Below are 19,916 nucleotides of genomic sequence, written 5' to 3'. Positions count from 1 at the left end.
TAAACTTTCACGCCCTGAGAATCCCCACATTATCAGAACACGTCGGGCAAACCCAGAGCGATTCATGAATGTGGACGCCAGCTCACACCTTCATCCCTCTAATCCAGACCTATGACTCGCCCCTGCCTTTTGAGTCAATGCTTTCCAGGCTGAGCTGAACTGCCTCCTGTCTTCCAAGAAGGCCCCTGCTATACTGACGCCGCACGATCAAAGGGGAAGCGGCATGACGCCCATTATAGAGGTCCGGAACCTCACCAAACATTTTGGTAAGGTCCAAGCCGTCAACGGCTTATCGTTTAGCATTCCCAAGGGGATCTGCTTTGGGTTGTTGGGGCCCAATGGGGCCGGCAAAACCACCACCATTGAAATGATGGAAGGTATCACCCCGCCCACCAGCGGTGACATACTTTACAAAGGCACCCGCAAAAACCCTGACTTCAAACAGGAAGCCGGTATCCAGTTTCAATCGACATCACTGATGGATTACCTGACCGTCAAAGAGGTACTGCAGCTGTTTTCCAGCTTTTACACGCATACCCTGCCCGTGGCATCGCTGATTGAACAGTGCCACCTTGCGGACTTTATTCACCAGCAGGCGGCCAAACTGTCTGGCGGTCAAAAGCAACGGCTGCTGCTGGCCCTGGCTCTGGTCAACGACCCTGACATTCTGTTTCTGGACGAGCCGACAACCGGCCTGGACCCACAGTCGCGACGAAACTTCTGGCACCTGATCAACAACATTAAAGCCCAGGGCAAAACCGTCGTACTCACCACCCATTATATGGATGAAGCTGAGCAGCTGTGCGACCATCTGGTGATTGTGGATCACGGCCAGATCATTGCCGAAGGCTCTCCCAGCGAGCTGCTTCACTCGCACTTTGAGCACGTCTTTGTCTGTCTCGACCAACAGGACTTGCCAGACAATTTTGTCACGAATGAGACAACCCAAACCTCAAGCCACCAAATCGTCATAGAAAGTCGATCGGTGGAAAACACCCTCCAGCGGTTGATTCAGGACGGAGCCCGGCTGCACTCGCTGCAAGTTCGCAACCCGACACTGGATGACCTTTTTTTGAAATTGACCGGGCACAGTCTGAGGGAATGATAAAAATAGTGGCGAGTCACCCCAGGGTGCCCTCTCTGGCTGCGCCATTCACCTTGGGCGAGTGGCGAGTGGCGAGTGGCGAGTGGCGAGTGGCGAGTGGCGAGTGGCGAGTGGCGAGTGGCGAGTCACCCAAGGTTGCCTTTTCTTGCGACGCAATTCAAAGCCGTCATTGCGAGGAGTGTAACGACGCGGCAATCTCTGGAAATAGGCTCATCGCTCAGGTGCATAAACCCGACGCATTAGCCGTTCCAGGGAGCCCTCTTTTGCTGCGTCATCCACCTTGGGCGAGTGGCGAGAACAGCCTAAGTCATGGGTGTGTTCTGACCATACATTTTTTTGAGCCCGGCATGGTGCCGATGCCTTGGCCCTTACATTCAGTCTTAACGTTGAAGAGAATACCGCTTTGAATCAGTTATCCGCCCTGTTTTGGGCTCGAACCAAAGAATACTACCGCGATAAAGGTTCGTTGATCTGGTCGTTTGTGATGCCGCCGCTGATCATTGCGGTGGTGGCACTGGCCTTCTCTCGGGAAGATCCTGCGCTCTTTAAAGTGGGGCTCTATCCGGCAGACCAACCTCCGCCCGTGGTCGAACAGAGCGACTACATTCAGACCGTGGTGTTTGATGACCTGGTGGCTGCGGAGCAAAAAGTCCGGCACCATCAACTGGATCTGTTAATCCTCACCGACGGTAGCCATCAGTATCGTTACAACCCGGAATCGCAGAACGCCAAAGTACTGCGCGACCTCCTCAATGCCCGGAATCAACATACTGCGCAAGCGGACAACGCCGGATGGCAGGGCAGTGAACTGGAAGGCCGAAAGGTTCGATACGTTGACTGGGTGATCCCAGGGATTCTGGGGATGAATCTCATGTTCAGCGGACTATTTGGCGTGGGCTATGTCATTGTTCGCTACCGCAAGAATGGTGTTCTCAAACGCCTGCAGGCCGCACCGGTCTCCCCCTACAGCTTTCTCGCGGCTCAAGTGCTGTCGCGACTGATGATCATGCTGGCAGTCAGTATCATTATTTACGTCGTCAGCGATTGGTTTATCGACTTTCTCATGCTGGGCAGCTACTGGAATTTGCTGCTGATTGCCCTCACGGGCAACCTCTGCCTGCTGTCTCTGGGACTGATTGTGGCCAGCCGCCTGTCCAACGAAGAGCTGGCCAACGGCCTGCTGAACTTCCTCACCTTCCCGATGCTACTCCTGTCAGAGGTTTGGTTTTCGCTGGATGGCGCCCCCCAGTGGATGAGCCAGGTTGCTCAGCTTCTGCCTCTGACTCACATGGTACAAGCCGCCCGGGAAGTTATGGTCGAAGGGGCTACTTTAGGAGACATCAGCCATCACCTTGTTGTTATGTGTGTCATGACTGCCGTTTTTCTCATTATTTCAGCCAAAATATTCAAGTGGCGGAGCGACTAGACATCGCCTCCCTCGTCCGCCACACGATCCCCCCTGCCGCACTTAAACACCCTTCTGCGATCCCTCAAGCACAAGAAACTGTTCCCTTTGTACACACCAGACAAAAAAGGTGACGTGCAGCGTTGCCTATTTACTCAACATGTATGTATAATAACCCGTCAGATTTGCTAACACTCTTTTTTTAGACTACGCGGGACTTTTTGCCGCTGCTTTTCGAGGTATCCATGAAACACTTAATTACTGTACTGTTGTTAACTGCTGCAACCACAGCATTTGCCGGCCCAAAAAGCCTGAAAGACGCCGGTAGCGGCGAGACCAGCGACGGCCGCACCTTTAATAAAATCGAAGTTGCTTGTCACGGCAGCTCCGACGCTCGTGAAATCATTCAACTGGAAGGCAGCCGCAAGTGGTGCCTGAGCGACGAGTCTTACTGCGGCAAGAAAATGCGCGCAGCTAAAAAAGCCTGTAAATAAGGGCTCTCCCCGTTAGAGTAGCCTCGTCCGCCATGACGAAAGCGTTTGTGCCCCCTTTAACAGGCCGGCTCAAACCCTAAAAAAGGCCAGTTATCCGACTGGCCTTTTTTATCCCCCCCGATGCAAACAACGCGGATTAATCCCGAAAGTTGGTAAACTGCACCGGCATTCCCAACTCAGACTCCCGCAACAGTGCCATCGCCTGCTGTAAATCATCACGTTTTTTGCCAGTCACCCTCACCTGATCGCCCTGAATCTGCGCCTGAACCTTCATTTTTTCAGTCTTGATCAGCTTAACAATTTTTTTGCAAAGCTCACTTTCCAGGCCGGTTCGCACCTTTATTTCCTGCTTCACCTGCTTGCCATAAGCCTTCATCTCGCCCTCTTCCAGGCAGGCAATATCGATTTTGTTCTTGTGCAACGCACTTTTGAGCACATCCAGCATCTGCTCCAACTGGAAATCCACTTCAGCCCACAGTGTGACCAGGTAATCTGTGCGTTCAAACTTTGCGTCCACCCCTTTAAAGTCAAAGCGCGTAGAGATCAGACGATTGGCCTGATCCACAGAGTTCGTCAACTGATGCTTATCCACTTCTGAGACGATATCAAATGATGGCATTGGCTTTCCCCTCTGAAAAAAAGCAGATCATAGCAGATTCAAGGAGAACTGAGTGCTCATACCCGATCACGGCCATTCCCCAATAAGAAGAGCCCTACTGAGAGTAGATTGCGAGTAGCAGACGGGAAAAGTGCCTGAAGGGGCACGGTAGAGACCAGTGAATATCAACAGGGGAAAAGCTTACCGACAGAGCTCTCAGCGTCAGTTCAAGTGCTGTGTTAGTGGCGCGTCCGTGCAATCGAGGAGAACTGTATACATATACAGCCCTGTCGGTAAGTTTTTCCATCATATTCCCAGCGACCAGTCAGGGTCAACCCTTTTTCAGCCCTTAGAGCAAAATCGTTGAACGGAGAAAACCCCACAAAAACAAGGCTCTTACCGTATGCGATCACTTACATACGGTAAACTGGCGATATGGCGCAGAGTACGACCCGTCAGAAAGTCCGGGCACGGGTAAAGTATCTTACGGGCTTGTATTAAAAAGGAATAAAAACCCTCAATCCCGCCAGAGCCGCCACACCAGATGCTGCAATTGCCGCCTCAGCTTCTCCTCAGACATGCAATTCGGTACTGACCTCAGCTCCAATTGCAGTCGCTGCACGGTTGAGACAATCAATTCGGCGTCAGAAACCGGGTCATCAGACCCCACTTGAGTCGCCAGCTCAATCACATCATCAACGAACCTTTGCCGCAGCTCATAGGCAATTTGCCGAAAATGATCTGGCATGTGCAAATCAAAGAAAAACGCCATTTCCACCATCAACCCCTGTGAATCCTCCTGACTGCGCGCAATCATGAAGTCACTTAATTGCTCGGTGATGGCATGGATCGACGCCCTCAGACCCTCTCGGTCCCCCTGAGCACGGCAAGTTTGAATTAACTCAACCTGACCCTGGAAGGACAGAAAATTAGGCGCAATCTGATCGTGCAATTCCTGCTTGTGGAGCCGGAACGCCTCAATCAGCAGCTCAGACAGGTCTTTGAAATAATACGTAGTCAAGGACAGACTGACTGCTGCCTCTTTCGCCACCCCCCTATGGGTCACAGCCCGAGGGCCTGACCGGGCAATGACACGCAACGCGGCCCTGAGGATCTTCAGGCGGGTCTGCTCTCCTTTACTCAGCTTCTGAGTCTTGGTGCTAAGCTTCTGAGTCTTGGTGCTAAGCTGCTGATCACTTGCGGCTCTGGAGCCCGGAGATAAGTTCGGAGCCCGGGTGGAGCCCGGGGCCTGAGTTGATTTCGAGCTTTTTGTTGAATTCGAGTCTTGCATTAACTTCAGATCATTCGTCTACATCGGGGGCTATCATGCTCAGGGCTTGCCTCAAAGGCAACGCGCCTGGCTGTAATGATAACCCTGTTTATAAAATCGCCAGCAACGCCAAGACGCAGAACCACAAAATCAGGCTGCGGCTGAGCAACGGGATAAGAGACTCCACTTCCTGTTCAGTCACACTCTCCAAAGTAACCCCGTCCCCATTCACACTGAGGGCGCCGTGAGTGTAAAACTCCATCACATCCTCGGTACTGTGATCACGACTCAGCAGGTGCTCCTTCCAGCCATGAAAACAGCTGACAAAGTTGCCCGTCAAGGCAAAGCTTAATCCCAATAACCGGACCACCGGCCACTCCAGAAGCCACAAGAGCTGCGCGGAAAACTCCTGCAGCTCTTCAGACTGGTTCGGAGCCTTCTGGGCCAAGGATGCCAAACGATAAAATACCGCCCCGATCGGCCCCAACAAAGCAAACCAAAAAATGGCGGTAAACCAGCGCTCCAACCCCTGATAACCCGCTTTACGCAACACCTCACGATGCAACTCGGGCCAATCTGAAATTTCATTCGCATCCACACCCAAACGCTGTGCATACTCCGTGGCCACTTCGTTATCATTGCGGTGATACGCCTCGCAGTAGCCGGCCAGCCACTCACTGTAGTTGCCCCGCCCTAGACTGAAAAGCAGCAAAGGGATAGAGGCCAGAAAATAGAGTCCGCCCGAAATCTGATCCAACAGCCCCAGGCACAACCAGAGCAGCAGTAGAGGCAACACCACCAGGGCCAGCAGCTGCAGTCCTGCATTGCCTTCAAACCAGCTGCGGGTGGTGTCCGACCAGTCGTCAAACCAGCCATCACGATGAAAGGTGTCGACAGACCCCCAATATTGCACCAAAACAAATACGATGATGATGGCCACAAAGGTCATGTTTTAACTCCTTGTCCTATTGTTATAAGCCCGACGTCTCTCTGTCCGGCTATTTTTTCTGCGGTGGTACTTTGATCTACGACACTGTTTATCTACGACATTGCTGTATTAATGGCGGTTGTTTTAGCTGCGCCGGATCTTTTATCAATACCGGATTTATGATCCCTTCCAAAAGCTGTGTGGATCCGATTACCGGCTTGCCAACCCATCAAGGTAACGCGGCCAGTCGAAAGCCGGACCGGGATCCGTTTTCCGCCCGGGCGAAATGTCTGAATGCCCGGTAATCCGCTCCACTGATATGGCGGGGTAATGTCTCATCAGAGTGTCCGTCAGTCGCTGCAGGCAAGCATATTGCTGATCAGTGTACGGCTGCTCATCCGTGCCTTCCAACTCGATACCAATGGAGAAGTCATTACAGCGCTCCCGACCATTGAAAGTGGAGGCGCCTGCATGCCAGGCCCGTGCACCCACCGGGACAAATTGAGTCAGTGCCCCCTGACGGCTGATAAAAAAATGCGAAGAGACCTCCAGGCCGACGATCTCCTGAAAAAAGGGATGCGCAGCGTGGTCCAGCTGGTTACAGAAAAACTGCTGCACACAGCCATTTTCAAATTCACCAGGCGGCAAACTGATGTTGTGAATCACCAACAGTGAGATGTCTTCAGGGTCGGCACGTTCGTCACAGTTTGGGGAGGGAACACAAACAGCCGCATTGACCCAGCCCTCTGCATCCACGCTCAGGGGAAGGTTGGATGCGTGAGCCGCCCCGGAGTCCTCGGAATGCGTCGAATCCTGTGGGGGCTTGTCTTTTGGCTGGGGAGGCATTCGTATACCGTCAGTCGGGTGATTGGCGTTCATCCACCAAGATTACACAACTGCGGCGCGGTTCACCAGTTTGAACGACATCGGTTTGCGGGCACTGGCGCTTGCGAAGACACCCGTGGCCAGGCACATTGCTTCAATGACAGGGGCTCTATACACACCCGCTGAAAGCCACAGTCGGCTCTTGGGGTTACCAGGCCCGCTCGCGACGGCCTGTTGCCCCCAGTCTTGAGGCTGCCTGTTGACCTCAGTCTTGAGACTACCTGTTGACCTCAGTCTTGAGACTACCTGTTGACCCAAGTCTTGAGACTACTTGCTTCTGGTCTCGCGCAAATTACCGATGACCGACTCCAGCGCACGGTCAAACAGCATGCCGTCGTCCAGCGCCCTGAAAACCTTGGTTTCCAAGGCTCGTGCCAGCTCTTTTCGGCTTTTTTCGGCCACCTTCATCCCGCTGCGGTTCACAAAGATAAACTTATCAACCGCCTTCATCACTGCGGCCAAACGACAGCGAAAAACGGGCTGGCCGGGCTCAGCCACTTCGAACCAGGCCCCCTGAGCAAACCGGTCCACTTGCCCCAACCAGGCAGCAGAAACCTCTGAATCAGGCTGGCTGCTTTTACTGCCGTCACCGTCCATGATTACACTTTTTTCGGGGCGTGTGGGTTGAGCAGGTTTCGAGTCACCCCGCCCGGGTCCTCCCGCTTTTCGTTCAGGAGGTTCTGACGACCTCAACTCAGGCTTATCCGTCACTGGGGATGCTACCGAGAACCCGGCATTTACCGGATCGATTGAGCCGGGATCCCCCGCCTTTCCGGCTGCGTGTCTGGCATCAGGTGCCGCAACATCAATGGCGCTCGCAACAGGAGGCTGCCCCAGGGGCGCACGCATACGACGCAAGTGCTCTGCTTCCAACTGCTGCAACAATTTGTTCATTTCCAACGGGTTGTACGAAATTTCTTCAAACCCTTTGCGCAGGTTTTTCAACAACCCCGGCAACATTCCCATGAAGCGTTTACGGGCCGGCGCATCCAGAATTGCGGTAACCGACCAAACCAGATCGTCAACCACCTGGCTAACCGCCTGCCACGCCTCGGTATCACTACCGCACTTTAACAGGGTGATAAACATCACGTTATGCCAGGGTCCATCCAGAATGATGGACACACAGGCCGGCAGCTCTCTCCCCTGAACAATGGCATCAATCTGTTCACTGACTTGAGAGCGGACAAACTCAGACTTGGCCTTACCCCCTTCAGCATCCACTGTACGCTTTTCCAAAACATCGGCTCGACGCCGCTCCTTCTCAGTAAAGGCAAGAAAATCCGTTAACAACGCATCAAAAATAGCAGCGTCGTCCTCAAAGTCCGCAATAACCACCTCGATGATGGACACTACTTTTTTGAACAGAGGGTCCTCTTGAATCCCCTTATCCGGTTCCTGCCAACCCAATGCGGCAGTGGCCAACTCATTCAACAAACGCCGGGCCGGGTGACCTGCGCGGATAAAAAAGGATTTATCCACAATGGCGACTTTCAACAGCGGGATCTGCAAGCGCGCCAACTGACGTTGCATGCTTGTCGCCAGGCTTCTGTCGTCCAGGATAAATTGAAACAGCATGTAGATGAGATTCATCACATCCTGATCCTCTGAGGACACGCACGTTTTAGCTTTCGCGGACCGTTGCAACAACTGCGTCAATTGAGTCGCATCAAGTAAATGTTGTGCTCCGGAATTGGTCATCGGCTGGTACTGCAAGGCAGTCAACAATTCCGCAAGCTCGGTCACGGATAAGGCCAGCGGCTCCCCCTCTACGCCAGTGGCACCAGAGGAAGAAGGAGCGCCAACCGCAGCATCGCCGGCGGGAACCTGAGGGCCAGCCGTCTTGTTGAGAGCGGCTACCCCCCCCCCTGCTTGAGCAGGCATTTCCGATTCACCGGGCGTCAATAAACCGCGTAACTGCTCCAACACCGGCGCCTGAACGGCAGCTGTTTGAGCCGTGCCTGCACCTTGCTGACCGTTCGCGGAAGCGGAGCGCTGCGCTGAAGTGTTTGTTTGGCGTTGCTGGCTGCTGTCATGAATCGCCAGCGAAGGCAATACATTCTGTTGAATTAACACGCTGTTCAGGATCTGGTAGATCTTACTCAACTGAGCCATGACGGCCTTATCAAAGAGCTTCAGTAAAACCAGCTTGGCTTTAATGTCCACCTCGAGCGGTTCAATGACACTCAAAAAACTTTTGCACAACACATCCGGGCCAACGGGATTGTTCATTTGATACACTTTGGCTGGGACCAGGCTGTTGAGTCGCAAAGCAATGTGTTGTGCCCCTTCGGCGCACGACGTCAGCGCCTTCGCCGTCATGCTTTCGACCGCCACCTGAAACTCCAGAGTATTATCAACCAGTTTCAGATCGTTCGTCGCCAGGGAAGTGTCAGCGGCTTCTTCCGGGATTGCCCGCGACAACGCCGTATAGGCACGATCCAGTTGGGCGAAAAAATGTTGTTCGGTTTCACGGCGTTTAAGCCGTACTTCGCGCATAGCCTCAAAATAGATGTTTTGATCCTGATTGCTCGTGGCTTTATCTGCCAGATCAAACAGAGCATCGTCCGCGCCACTAAAGAGACTCGTCAGGGTTTGCTGCAATAGAGCTGTCGCCTTTTCCCGCACCCGATGCACCGGTGCTGGCAAGCGTGCCAGGGACACCTGCGCTGAGCGCATGGGCGCTTCCTCAGGGGAGGCTGAGACTAAAGACACCACATTCGATGCCCCGTTGAAGTTCTTTGACTTGTCAAACACCTTTTGTCTATTCCTCAGGCCAGCGGTCCCAAACATCTGCCTCTGAAATTGCGAAAGCCCATCAAGGAAAATGCGGGAAAACAGGGAATCGTCTTATACCAGAGTGCGAATCGAGTATAATTCAGGGGAGTTGACGTACCAGAGACAAACACTGTATTCGAGAATATCATCACGTTTTGATATAAGCTGAAATCATTCTTATAATCTTAATGCAACTTTATGACACTCTCTAGAACCAGTGATTAGTTGACCCCAGGCATTGACACCAAACAATCACAACAGGAGAACCCACGATCATGCCCCCCTCCCAAGCCCCCTCTGACACCCGAGCCATGGGCAAAGGCATGCTCATTGTATTCTGGCTGCTGGTGATAGGCCTGCTGACCTGGGGTTTCGGCAACTGGGAAGAAAGCCAGATCAACCCCAACACCTCCCCCAACAGTTCAATAAACGCTCAATACCGGGAGGTGGTGCTGGACAGTAACCGCCAACACCACTACGTGGCCTCCGGCCTGATCAACCAGCAACCGGTGGTGTTTCTGCTCGACACCGGCGCGACTGATGTCGTGATCCCCCAAAGACTGGCCAACAAGCTCGGCCTGAAAGCCGGTAACCCTCAGATTGCTTCCACTGCCAACGGCAACGTCACGGTCTATTCAACCCGACTCGACAACGTTGCGCTCGGGGACATCCACCTGACCGACGTTCGCGCCAGCATCAACCCCGGCATGCGCGGCAACGAGGTGCTATTGGGCATGAGCGCCCTCAAATCCATTGAATTCCGGCAGAGCCAGGGACAACTGGTGCTCAGGCAGGCCGTTTGGCCCGAGTAGGCGGCGTTGGGGCTGAATGGCGGGCATGCCCAAGCCGGGATTTACTGATAGAATCCAGCCCATATATTGAGAACACGTTATTAAGAACACAGAACAACTCGTCATTGCGAGGCACGAAGTAATACCCAGGGAAGAACTCGTCATTGCGAGACACGAAGCAATCTCCAGGGAAGAACTCGTCATTGCGAGGCACGAAGCAATCTCCCTGGCCTCGCGCCAGGATTGACGAGTAATGCAAAACAACAAAGTCTATACAGACGATAGAAGCACACTGAGTAGACTGAACAGTCAGGCATGCTACCTAAGTTGTAGCCCCAAAAAACAGACCCAACAAACAGGCTCACCATGATCGACACCATTCCCGGACTCCTCCAAGACCTGCAACACAGCGTCAAAATTGCACTGGCAGAAGATATTAAAGACGGCGACATCACTGCCCGCTTGATTCCCGAGGGCGAGCCCGGCGAAGCCACCATCATTACCCGTGACGACTGTGTCATCGCCGGTGTCGCCTGGGTCGATGAAGTCTTCAAGCAGCTGGATAATACCGTCGAAGTCACCTGGCACGTGGCCGACGGCGATCACGTCACAGCCAACTCACCGCTGTTCAGCCTGAAAGGCAGTGCCCGCTCGCTGCTCACCGGCGAACGCAGTGCCCTGAATTTCCTGCAGCTGTTGTCCGCCACCGCCACGGTCAGCAACCGCTACGCCAAGCTGGTCGAAGGTACGGGCGTGAAACTGCTGGACACCCGCAAAACCATTCCCGGCCTGCGCACCGCCCAAAAATACGCCGTGACCTGTGGCAACTGCTTTAACCACCGCATCGGTCTTTACGATGCCTTCCTGATCAAGGAAAACCACATTGCCGCCTGCGGAGGCATCACTCAGGCCATCACCACCGCCAAACAGCAGGAGCCCGGCAAACCGGTCGAAGTGGAAGTCGAAAACCTGACCGAATTTAAAGAAGCCCTCGCCGCAGGCGCCGATATTGTGATGCTCGACAACTTTTCTTTAGACGACATGCGCGAAGCTGTGCGGTTTAATAAAGAAGAGAATAACAGCAACACCAAACTGGAAGCCTCCGGCGGCATCACCGACGAAACCCTGCGGCCGATCGCCGAAACCGGGGTTGATTACATTTCGATCGGGGCACTGACCAAAGATTGCAAGGCCGTGGATCTGTCGATGCGCTTTAAGATGTAAGGGCTGAAGGCGATACCCTTCACCTGCCCGACCATAAGCAGTGCCTCAGGCCACTCCAGGAAGATAGCGTTGCCATTGCCATTCCAGCAGCAGAGTAACAACCCCCGCTGGGTTGTAGCCCTGTTCTGGCCGAACCACTGGTGATGCACGTACGAGCATTGAATTGGGATCCCCTACGAGCATTGAAAACGCGTCACTACAAGACGCGACGTGGCAACCTCAGGCATGCCGTAGTAAACATAGATATACGCACAGCCATTAAAAACTCGTCATTGCGAGGAGCGAAGCGACGTGGCAATTTCTCAGCCCACGAGCCCGGCCCCAAAAAGGAATTCATCACTTACATGACCAGCCTGCTTCAGAAAATCAACAACAGAGAAGCCACCGTCGGCATCATCGGCCTGGGCTACGTGGGCTTGCCACTGGCCTTAACGGTGAGCGAGGCGGGCTACCGCAACGTCATTGGCTTTGATGTGGATCTCGGCAAAATTCAGCAACTGAGAGACAACCTCAGCTACATCAAACACATTGATCTACAGCGCATTCGCAACGCCAACGACAAGGGTTTTCAGGCCACCACCGACTTTGCCCTCATCGCCAACACCGATGTGGTCATTCTGTGCCTGCCCACGCCGCTGTCCAAACACCACGAGCCCGACCTGCACTTCATCCGCGACACGCTGCAAACCTGCAAGCCCTATTTGCACCAGGACCAGCTGATATCGCTGGAAAGCACCACCTACCCCGGCACCACCGAAGAAGAAATTGTGCCGCTGGTCGAAGAGCTCGGCCTCACCCCCGGGCAAGACATCTTTGTGGTTTACTCGCCAGAACGGGAAGACCCTGGCAACCAAGAGTTTCCGACCCATAAGATCCCCAAGGTCCTTGGCGGTATCACAAACGCCTGCGCCCAGGCTGGGGAAGCTTTTTACGGCAGCATCGTCGAGCGGGTGGTCACCGTCAGCTCCACCAAAGCCGCCGAGATGACCAAACTGCTGGAAAACATCCACCGCGCCGTTAACATAGGCCTGGTGAACGAAATGAAAATGGTCGCCGACAAAATGGGCATCAACATCCACGAAGTCATCGACGCCGCCGCCACCAAACCCTTCGGCTTTACCAAATACACCCCCGGCCCCGGTCTCGGTGGACACTGCATCCCCATCGACCCCTACTACCTGACCTGGAAAGCCAAAGAGTACAACATCAACACCCGCTTTATTGAACTCTCCGGCGAAATCAACCGCGGTATGCCAGCATGGGTGGTGGGCAAACTGATGGACGCCCTCAACGACCAAGGCAAAGCCCTTAAAGGCAGCAAAATCCTGATCCTGGGCATTGCCTACAAAAAAGACATCGATGACGCGCGGGAAAGCCCGGCCATTAAAATTATGGAAATTTTGAGATCAAAAGGCGCTGACGTAGCTTACAGCGACCCACACATTCCGGTATTCCCGAAGATGCGCGATCACCAATTTGATTTACAGAGCGTGGAGTTGACGGTGGAGAATATTGAGGGGTTTGATGCGGTGGTATTGGCGACCGGGCATGGGGCGTTTGATTTGGGGGTTGTGGGGAGGGCTGCTCTGCTTGTTGACTGTGTAAATTCTACTTTAGGGGCGAGCTACAGTAAAATTTCAGCTTAGAATCGAACAGCGTAATATCCCAAGAGCTGCACTCGGTCACAGCGGCGACACTAACAAACCTTGAGGCCGATTAATAAGAGCAGCTGCAATTAAGATAATGGCCCAGGCTTTAAAAGCTTTGGAAAATGAGCGGATATTCTTATAAAAGAAAATGTTTCCGCTTTATCAGTGCAAGACTACACATAGGAACACCATGAGAATAAAACATCATATTGACAAGCTGAAACGCAACATTACTGCCAGAATATATAAAATTCAAAACAGCCAAAAAAAGCAGTTTGAATGCCCTATTTGCAACTATAACGGTCCCTTTATGGACATCAACCCTACAACCGGGGTCAGAAAACATGCAAAATGCCCAAATTGCAACGCACTAGAAAGACACCGAATGCAATTCATAATACTAAATCAAGTTCTAAACGGCTTGGATACTAGCACCATGAAAATCCTACATTTCGCTCCAGAACCATTTTTCCAAGAATACTTTACAGCTAAATTCGGCAAATATGAAAGTGCAGACATATTCATGAAAGGTGTTGATCATAAAGTTGACATTCAGAACTTACCATTCGATGACAATAGTTATGACTTTATCTTTGCTTCGCACGTGTTAGAACATATCCCTGATGATGATAAAGCAATCTCAGAAATAAATAGAGTACTAAAACCAAACGGCATAGCATTTCTTCCAGTTCCAATTGTGGTAGAAAAAACAATTGAATACCCAGAACCCAACCCCCAAGAGTCATATCATGTCAGGGCGCCTGGTTTAGATTATTTTGATAGATACAACCAGCACTTTAAAAAAACTGAGATATTCGAATCAGGCTCTCTCCCTGAGAAATATCAATTGTTTATTTTTGAAGACAGAAGTCAAAGACCTACAAAAGAAAATCCTTTATTACCGGCAATAACAGGCGAGAAGCACATCGACGTTATTCCTGTATGCTACGCATAAGTCATTGGTCTTACCCGGTATTAGTGTCACCTGTTAATTCGTACGCTATATAGCATATACGACTCCTACTTCGAGCATTTGACACGAAACACATTACTGGATATGCATGAACAACATATACTCTAGGCAGTAAACACCTGCCCCAACGAGTATTAGCCTTTTACCGAGTCAATATTCACGGACATCAGCCATCTTACCGTTCCAAAAAAGTTAAAAGTTTTTGATTATGAAACAAAAAGTAGCAATATTCCGCTCTACACTGCTTCAGATCTCGGAGACCTTTATTCGAGATCAGGCAAACACCCTGAGCTCATGGGAACCAATTTTGATTGGGCGCACAGAGCTCAATGGAGGTTTAAAAACCCCCAACATCAAACGCGAAATTGTGCCAGAACTAGGCAGCACGCTTCATCGCTTATTCCACTTCTGGTTACAGCGGCCCGAGACAGACCTAGTTCAAAAGTTACAACAATTACAAGTCAGCTTAGTACACGCCCACTTTGGCACCGATGCCACCCGTATTTGGCCGAGTGTAAAAGCTGCCAAGCTTCCTATGTTAGTCACTTTGCATGGTCAAGATATCAACATCCATAGAAAGTGGTGGGAAGCCGGACACGGTGGGTTGCGAGGAAAAGTTTATCCTCGTCGATTATTAAGCATGGCTAAAGACCCTTCCGTCTATTTTATTGCTGTATCCAAAGCAATTAAGCAAAAGGCTATTGAATACGGTATTCCTGAAGAAAAAATCAATGTATCTTACATCGGTGTAGATACAGCGCGGTTCGAACCTGGCAGTTTACCCATTGGACAGCGCCGTAAGCGTATTCTGTTCGTTGGGCGCATGGTCGAAAAGAAAGCGCCGTTAGCTATGATCCGAGCCTACGCAGAAGTGCGAATACGAATACCGGACATAGAGCTGGTGATGATCGGTACAGGTCCACTGTTAGAAGATGCCAAGCAACTGGCCAAAGAGCTGGCTGTTGATGTTGAATTTTTGGGTACACAAAGCTCAGATGAGGTGCTTGCACAATTGCATCAGGCACAGGTTTTTTGTTTACCCAGCGTCACAGCAGAAAATGGCGATGCGGAAGGCTTGCCTATAGCCATTCTTGAGGCTATGAGCTGCGGTATTCCTTGCATCGCCACTCGACATAGTGGAAATCAGGAAGCAATTAGTAATAACTTCACTGGCTACCTGATCCCAGAAAAGGGTCATGTGGAGTTTGTTGAAGTCCTGACACTCATACTAAATAACCCAGAAAATTTGTATTCAATGTCGAAGAATGCCAGACACCGCGCAACTCAATACTTTAACATCCAACTCAACTCAACGCTTCTTGAAGCGAATTACATAATATCTACCGGCCAAAATTATGCTCAATAGAATGCGTACCCTTCTCTGCAAGGCTCCAGCCTGGTCAAAAATCGAACGATTCGATCCGGCTTGGCGTCTTCGAATCAAACGAATGGCATCGTTTATCGGAAACAACGATCAGGTTGTAATTGATGTTGGGTGTGGCCCCATGTGGCTCAGAGAGTATATCCCAGAAAGCACGACATATATTGGGATTGACTACATGAAACGTGGAGATGAAATGATAGTCTGCGACATTAATAAAGAAAATCTACCAGAGATGCAGGCAGACGTATGGTTTATTAGCGGTTGCCTTGAATACATAAACGATATTGAAAAGTTTATAACGACCGCATCAACGTTAACTAACAAATTCATTATATCCTACTGTTCGACAGATTATTTTCCTATAAAGGAAGAAAGAATAAAAAGAGGCTGGAAAAACGACCTTACCGAACAAGAAATACAATCACTTTTTTGCAAATATGGCCTAGTAGAAAAACATTATGAATTATTACCCTCAAGCAATTCACTTTTTGTATTCGAAAAACTAAATTAATATGGCAAACGTAATTATAAACTCAACAGCCGTTCGTAATAATGGTGATATCGCACTAATAACCGCACTAGAGGATATGTTATTAGCTCAAGGACACTCTGTGCTAATTGCCACGCCACACCCAGACCAATTGAGAGAGTTCCAACACCGCAGCAATATTTGCGGCGAGGTACTCGGCTATAAAAAAAGCATATTTCGACTCCCATTGCTAGCAGATATAGCCGCATTAGTGTGCTTACTATCATCTTCTGCCTACCGAAAAGCAGACATATTAATTGGAGCACCCGGAGGATACATTAACTCTTACTATGGATTCACTTGGCGCAGTGCAATTTATCGCTGGGCTAGTAGGCTAGGAAAAAAAACAGCAATTTATGCCCAGTCTGTTGGCCCGTTGAATTCGCAAGATCAAGAAGGCCTAGCCAAACTGTCAAAAAACATTAACCTTATAATGGTTCGTGACAAGTGGTCAAAAGACAATGCAATAAATGCTGGGTACCCAGCAGAAAAAATACTGCCATCTATAGATGCCATATTCCTCACACCACCCTCTCCAACCAACTCTAAAAGCTCAAAGAAAGTCATAGGTATTTCAGTAAGACAATGGCATCACGACCAACGTGATGAAGAAACCTATATCAACATTATTTGCCATTTATCTGAAATAGCTCTTAACAAGGGTTATTCAATTGAGTTCATATCAACTTGCCAAGGCATACCAAATTATATTGATGACTCAAGGCTAGCTTGCAAAATTGCAGGCATTGTTATAAAGAAAACTGGAAAAGGTTCACTCATTACTATTAATACAGAAGCACATAGTCTTGAAGAACTCAAAGAGCGGGTCTCAACTTATAGATGTATTTTAGGAACAAGGCTTCACATGTGTCTTATCTCACTTTTGCATGGAGTTCCTGCATTTAATATCTCTTATGAGCAAAAAGGGAAGGAATGCTATAAATATATGACGCTAGATAATTATTCAATTGATTACAACGAACCACTGAAGGAAGCCCAAAATAAGTTTTCTTCATTTTTGGCAGAAGAACATAAAATAAAAAAAATACTACCAGGCATATTGGCACATCAACATCAGCGAGCACTACAGGACTTTAAAGAATTTATGATCCGTTTGAACTAATTTAACTTTAAAACTTCTACACCATTCATTATCTTTCATGAATATCTAAAACACAATTTATCAGCATAAGCCTACTGAACTTCACGTTCTTCTTCATCTGGACAACCGCCTCATGCATTATACATGCAGTTTTACAACTGATACTGACAGCCTTTCTGACGCCAGCCGTAACCGTCAGGCGAACTCATCTTTAAATTCTGTGTTAAACCCACAATCATAGTGTCCACCTATTTTTAAGTGGACACCTATTATGGATATCTTAAGCAACAGGGAGATGAGACAAGGCAGTTGGCTCTTGATCTGGGCATGTTTCCAGTCGTGCCACCAAAGGTTAATCGACTGACACCGTGGGAGTATGACAAGGAGATCTACAAAAAGCGCAATGAAGTAGAGCGCTTATTTAGACGGCTAAAGGGATTCCGGAGAATCTTCAGCCGCTTTGAGAAACTGGATGTTGTATTCCGATTTTTATTAACTTCTCACTGATTGCTGACAAGCTAATTAGTGTGAACAGGCCCTAGTAAAAGAAACGTTTTTAATGCCCCCGTTATAATAGACAACCTAGTGGGGCCTCTAATGACTAAAAAAGTGATTATCCAATGAAAATAAGCGAAACCCATTCTAACCGAAGGCCTCATAACTGGTTGGCATATGATATAAGCGATCACTTTTTGCAGAAACACTCAAAGCTATATAAAGGGGTACTCTATGATTTTGGGTGTGGCGAAGCGCCTTATAGAAATTACTTTATGACACATGCGGAGAAGTATATAGGCGTAGATTGGTCTGGGAGCACTCATAATACTACGGCCGATATCGCAGCAGATTTGAACAAACCACTTCCAATAGAGTCAAGTGTGGCCGACACAGTTGTATCCCTTTCTGTCTTGGAACACCTTTGCGAACCTCAAAATATGCTCGATGAAGCTTATCGCATCCTAAAGCCAGGTGGAAATATTGTTGTTCAAGTACCTTGGCAGTGGTGGGTACACGAAGCACCATATGACTATTATCGCTACACCCCCTACGGATTAAAGTATCTAATAGAGAAAGCTGGCTTCATAGATGTGGCAGTAGAACCCCAATCTGGTTTTTTTAGCATGTGGATCTTGAAAATCAATTACTTCAGTAAAAGGTTTATTCTGGGACCGAAACCTCTTCGGTTCATTTTAAAGTTAGCACTGTCATTGTGTTGGTTTTTGGGACAAAAGGCTGCACCTTTGTTGGACAAACTTGATCGCCAGTGGGAACTAGAGACCTGCGGTTACTATGTGACAGCCAGGAAGACTCGAGATGAATTTTAAAGCCCAAGCTGTCAGCGGTGTCAAATGGACCACCTTATCCACGCTGATCATTACTTTGCTCCAATTCATCCAACTCTTCATTATAGCTCGCCTGTTGGACCCGGAAGATTTCGGATTAATGGCGATAATCATGGTGGTCATTGGGTTTGCGCAAGCATTTCAAGATATGGGTATTAGCAGTGCAATAATCCAACGTCAGGAGCTTAGCCATTCACAGCTTTCAAGTCTGTACTGGCTGAACCTTGCATCAGGGGTCGTACTTTGCCTAATTGTTATTACGATTTCTCCCTTAGTAGCTAACTTTTACAATGATCCAAGAATCACCAACCTAATGGCAATACTTTCCAGCGTATTCATATTGGTCGCCGTAGGTAATCAGTACCGCATTTTATGCCAAAAAGAAATGGATTTCTCTACCTTGGAAATCATAAATGTAAGCTCTTCTTTTGCCGGTCTAGTGGTTGCTGTTGTCTCTGCTGTACAGGGATTAGGAATTCTCGCCCTAGTATATGCCATGCTAACTCAGGCTGGTTTGGCTAGTTTATTGTTTCTATGGATCGGCCTTTACCGATACCACAAACCTTCACTTGTTTACCAACACTCTGAACTTAAAGGATTCTATAGTTTCGGGTTTTATCAAGTGGGGGAACGATGTATTAACTACATCGCAACCAATGCAGATAAAATGTTAATAGGCAAGCTGGTAGGTATGAATGCTACCGGTTTCTACAATCTTGCTTGGAATCTGATAATTTTTCCTGTGAGCAAGGTCAACCCAATCATCAACAAAGTAGCCTTTCCCATTTACTCTAAGATACAAAATAATACGGCCGCTCTCAGCCGCTACTACACATTCAATGTAAAAGCCCTGTCTATTATCACGATACCTATTTTGGCTTTCCTCTTTTTCTTCTCTCACGAGATTGTTCAGATAGTGTATGGAGAAGGTTGGGACACAACTGCAACTTTACTACCGATACTTGCCTTAGTTGGGATATTGAGGGCTCTGGGCAACCCTGGTGGTGCACTCATTCTAGCCCTAGGCTGGGCGAATGTAGGGTTCTGGTGGAATCTTTTATGGGCTCTTTGCATCGTGGCAGCTTTAACAACTGCGCTAATTATTTCACCAACACCACAGACTGCGGCTTACACATTATTGGGGCTGTCATTAACACTAGGAACGTGTTGGCATATCTTGGTTGCTAAAATTTCCAAATTTAATTATTGGCCAATTGCAAGATATTTTTTGAAAATATTCGCTGTCGTAATGACGATTGGCTGGCTCGGCTCATTAATAGTTAAGGCCGTTGATTTAAATAGTCCTCTCTTACGAGTTCTCATTGGAGGTTTTGTCTGTGGGACAGTATATATTGCGTACCTCTTATTATTTGAGAAGAGTATACTTAATAGCCTTAGAAGAGAAACTTAAATACTCAGCGTCTACGACTTACGAGAGGATATGCATCGTAATATTGT

The 19,916-nt window shown here is 49.3% G+C and carries 17 protein-coding genes and 1 pseudogene; 13 read left to right on the top strand and 5 right to left on the bottom strand.

Going from position 1 to position 19,916, the window contains the following annotated elements:
• The first annotated feature begins 223 nt into the window (after nt 1–223).
• The 3 genes from G8770_RS06155 (at nt 224) to G8770_RS06145 (ending at nt 3,004) form a co-directional block, all read left to right on the top strand.
• Entirely contained in the window at nt 224–1,105 is an 882-nt protein-coding gene (locus tag G8770_RS06155; RefSeq protein WP_167183300.1) for an ABC transporter ATP-binding protein, read from the top strand.
• 403 nt (nt 1,106–1,508) lie between these two features.
• The gene (locus G8770_RS06150; protein ID WP_167183297.1) at nt 1,509–2,531 is read left to right on the top strand and encodes an ABC transporter permease; all 1,023 of its coding nucleotides are present in this window, start codon (nt 1,509–1,511) and stop codon (nt 2,529–2,531) included.
• Nucleotides 2,532–2,755: 224 nt separating this feature from the next.
• The gene (locus tag G8770_RS06145; RefSeq protein ID WP_167183294.1) at nt 2,756–3,004 is read left to right on the top strand and encodes a hypothetical protein; all 249 of its coding nucleotides are present in this window, start codon (nt 2,756–2,758) and stop codon (nt 3,002–3,004) included.
• 136 nt (nt 3,005–3,140) lie between these two features.
• Here the strand turns inward: G8770_RS06145 and G8770_RS06140 are convergent, their stop codons facing one another.
• The 5 genes from G8770_RS06140 to G8770_RS06120 all read right to left on the bottom strand — a co-directional run bounded on the left by G8770_RS06140 (nt 3,141) and on the right by G8770_RS06120 (nt 9,364).
• Complete coding sequence (locus G8770_RS06140) at nt 3,141–3,623, bottom strand: YajQ family cyclic di-GMP-binding protein (protein ID WP_167183291.1); 483 nt, start codon at nt 3,621–3,623, stop codon at nt 3,141–3,143.
• 496 nt (nt 3,624–4,119) lie between these two features.
• Nucleotides 4,120–4,893, bottom strand: a complete 774-nt coding sequence (locus G8770_RS06135; RefSeq protein ID WP_167183288.1) for a TetR/AcrR family transcriptional regulator — start codon at nt 4,891–4,893, stop codon at nt 4,120–4,122.
• Nucleotides 4,894–4,981: 88 nt separating this feature from the next.
• A complete protein-coding gene (gene ampE / locus G8770_RS06130; protein WP_167183285.1) occupies nt 4,982–5,821 on the bottom strand; it encodes a regulatory signaling modulator protein AmpE in 840 nt (279 codons plus the stop codon).
• A 189-nt stretch (nt 5,822–6,010) separates the two neighbouring features.
• A complete protein-coding gene (ampD, locus tag G8770_RS06125; RefSeq protein ID WP_167183282.1) occupies nt 6,011–6,646 on the bottom strand; it encodes a 1,6-anhydro-N-acetylmuramyl-L-alanine amidase AmpD in 636 nt (211 codons plus the stop codon).
• A 306-nt stretch (nt 6,647–6,952) separates the two neighbouring features.
• The gene (locus G8770_RS06120) at nt 6,953–9,364 is read right to left on the bottom strand and encodes a DUF1631 domain-containing protein (RefSeq protein WP_167183279.1); all 2,412 of its coding nucleotides are present in this window, start codon (nt 9,362–9,364) and stop codon (nt 6,953–6,955) included.
• A 374-nt stretch (nt 9,365–9,738) separates the two neighbouring features.
• On the opposite strand from G8770_RS06120, the gene G8770_RS06115 reads away from it, so the two are divergent.
• The 10 genes and pseudogenes from G8770_RS06115 (at nt 9,739) to G8770_RS06070 (ending at nt 19,869) form a co-directional block, all read left to right on the top strand.
• Nucleotides 9,739–10,275, top strand: coding sequence for a retropepsin-like aspartic protease family protein (locus tag G8770_RS06115; RefSeq protein ID WP_167183276.1), 537 nt, complete (start codon nt 9,739–9,741; stop codon nt 10,273–10,275).
• 345 nt (nt 10,276–10,620) lie between these two features.
• Nucleotides 10,621–11,478: a carboxylating nicotinate-nucleotide diphosphorylase gene (gene nadC / locus G8770_RS06110; protein WP_167183273.1), complete on the top strand. Its 858-nt coding sequence runs from the start codon at nt 10,621–10,623 to the stop codon at nt 11,476–11,478.
• 344 nt (nt 11,479–11,822) lie between these two features.
• Nucleotides 11,823–13,124 (top strand): nucleotide sugar dehydrogenase, encoded by a 1,302-nt coding sequence (locus tag G8770_RS06105; RefSeq protein WP_208022074.1) that lies wholly within the window; start codon nt 11,823–11,825, stop codon nt 13,122–13,124.
• A 439-nt stretch (nt 13,125–13,563) separates the two neighbouring features.
• A complete protein-coding gene (locus tag G8770_RS06100; protein ID WP_208022073.1) occupies nt 13,564–14,082 on the top strand; it encodes a class I SAM-dependent methyltransferase in 519 nt (172 codons plus the stop codon).
• A gap of 226 nt (nt 14,083–14,308) precedes the next feature.
• Nucleotides 14,309–15,466, top strand: a complete 1,158-nt coding sequence (locus G8770_RS06095) for a glycosyltransferase (RefSeq protein ID WP_167183267.1) — start codon at nt 14,309–14,311, stop codon at nt 15,464–15,466.
• A 1-nt stretch (nt 15,467) separates the two neighbouring features.
• Nucleotides 15,468–15,995 (top strand): class I SAM-dependent methyltransferase, encoded by a 528-nt coding sequence (locus G8770_RS06090; RefSeq protein ID WP_167183264.1) that lies wholly within the window; start codon nt 15,468–15,470, stop codon nt 15,993–15,995.
• Between the two features lies 1 nt (nt 15,996).
• A complete protein-coding gene (locus G8770_RS06085; RefSeq protein ID WP_167183261.1) occupies nt 15,997–17,136 on the top strand; it encodes a polysaccharide pyruvyl transferase family protein in 1,140 nt (379 codons plus the stop codon).
• Nucleotides 17,137–17,403: 267 nt separating this feature from the next.
• Nucleotides 17,404–17,657, top strand: a pseudogene (locus G8770_RS06080) (IS5-like element ISCARN85 family transposase); the annotation flags it as partial.
• 78 nt (nt 17,658–17,735) lie between these two features.
• Nucleotides 17,736–18,440: a methyltransferase domain-containing protein gene (locus G8770_RS06075; RefSeq protein ID WP_167183259.1), complete on the top strand. Its 705-nt coding sequence runs from the start codon at nt 17,736–17,738 to the stop codon at nt 18,438–18,440.
• Entirely contained in the window at nt 18,430–19,869 is a 1,440-nt protein-coding gene (locus tag G8770_RS06070; RefSeq protein WP_167183256.1) for an MOP flippase family protein, read from the top strand. Before G8770_RS06075 ends, G8770_RS06070 begins: the two co-directional genes overlap by 11 nt.
• Nucleotides 19,870–19,916 lie beyond the last annotated feature (47 nt).

This window comes from Pseudomaricurvus hydrocarbonicus, assembly GCF_011602365.1.
Classification (GTDB): domain Bacteria; phylum Pseudomonadota; class Gammaproteobacteria; order Pseudomonadales; family Cellvibrionaceae; genus Pseudomaricurvus; species Pseudomaricurvus hydrocarbonicus.
The sequence above is the reverse complement of the archived record's forward strand: the minus strand, read 5'-3'. Positions and strand labels throughout refer to the sequence as shown.

Bases quoted from the DNA above. Each gene is read 5' to 3' on its own strand.
- G8770_RS06155 (WP_167183300.1), top strand. From the start codon at position 224: ATGACGCCCATTATAGAGGTCCGGAACCTCACCAAACATTTTGGTAAG.
- G8770_RS06145 (WP_167183294.1), top strand. From the start codon at position 2,756: ATGAAACACTTAATTACTGTACTGTTGTTAACTGCTGCAACCACAGCA.
- G8770_RS06140 (WP_167183291.1), bottom strand. From the start codon at position 3,623: ATGCCATCATTTGATATCGTCTCAGAAGTGGATAAGCATCAGTTGACG.
- G8770_RS06135 (WP_167183288.1), bottom strand. From the start codon at position 4,893: ATGCAAGACTCGAATTCAACAAAAAGCTCGAAATCAACTCAGGCCCCG.
- ampE (WP_167183285.1), bottom strand. From the start codon at position 5,821: ATGACCTTTGTGGCCATCATCATCGTATTTGTTTTGGTGCAATATTGG.
- ampD (WP_167183282.1), bottom strand. From the start codon at position 6,646: ATGCCTCCCCAGCCAAAAGACAAGCCCCCACAGGATTCGACGCATTCC.
- G8770_RS06120 (WP_167183279.1), bottom strand. From the start codon at position 9,364: ATGCGCTCAGCGCAGGTGTCCCTGGCACGCTTGCCAGCACCGGTGCAT.
- G8770_RS06115 (WP_167183276.1), top strand. From the start codon at position 9,739: ATGCCCCCCTCCCAAGCCCCCTCTGACACCCGAGCCATGGGCAAAGGC.
- nadC (WP_167183273.1), top strand. From the start codon at position 10,621: ATGATCGACACCATTCCCGGACTCCTCCAAGACCTGCAACACAGCGTC.
- G8770_RS06105 (WP_208022074.1), top strand. From the start codon at position 11,823: ATGACCAGCCTGCTTCAGAAAATCAACAACAGAGAAGCCACCGTCGGC.
- G8770_RS06100 (WP_208022073.1), top strand. From the start codon at position 13,564: ATGAAAATCCTACATTTCGCTCCAGAACCATTTTTCCAAGAATACTTT.
- G8770_RS06095 (WP_167183267.1), top strand. From the start codon at position 14,309: ATGAAACAAAAAGTAGCAATATTCCGCTCTACACTGCTTCAGATCTCG.
- G8770_RS06090 (WP_167183264.1), top strand. From the start codon at position 15,468: ATGCGTACCCTTCTCTGCAAGGCTCCAGCCTGGTCAAAAATCGAACGA.
- G8770_RS06085 (WP_167183261.1), top strand. From the start codon at position 15,997: ATGGCAAACGTAATTATAAACTCAACAGCCGTTCGTAATAATGGTGAT.
- G8770_RS06075 (WP_167183259.1), top strand. From the start codon at position 17,736: ATGAAAATAAGCGAAACCCATTCTAACCGAAGGCCTCATAACTGGTTG.
- G8770_RS06070 (WP_167183256.1), top strand. From the start codon at position 18,430: ATGAATTTTAAAGCCCAAGCTGTCAGCGGTGTCAAATGGACCACCTTA.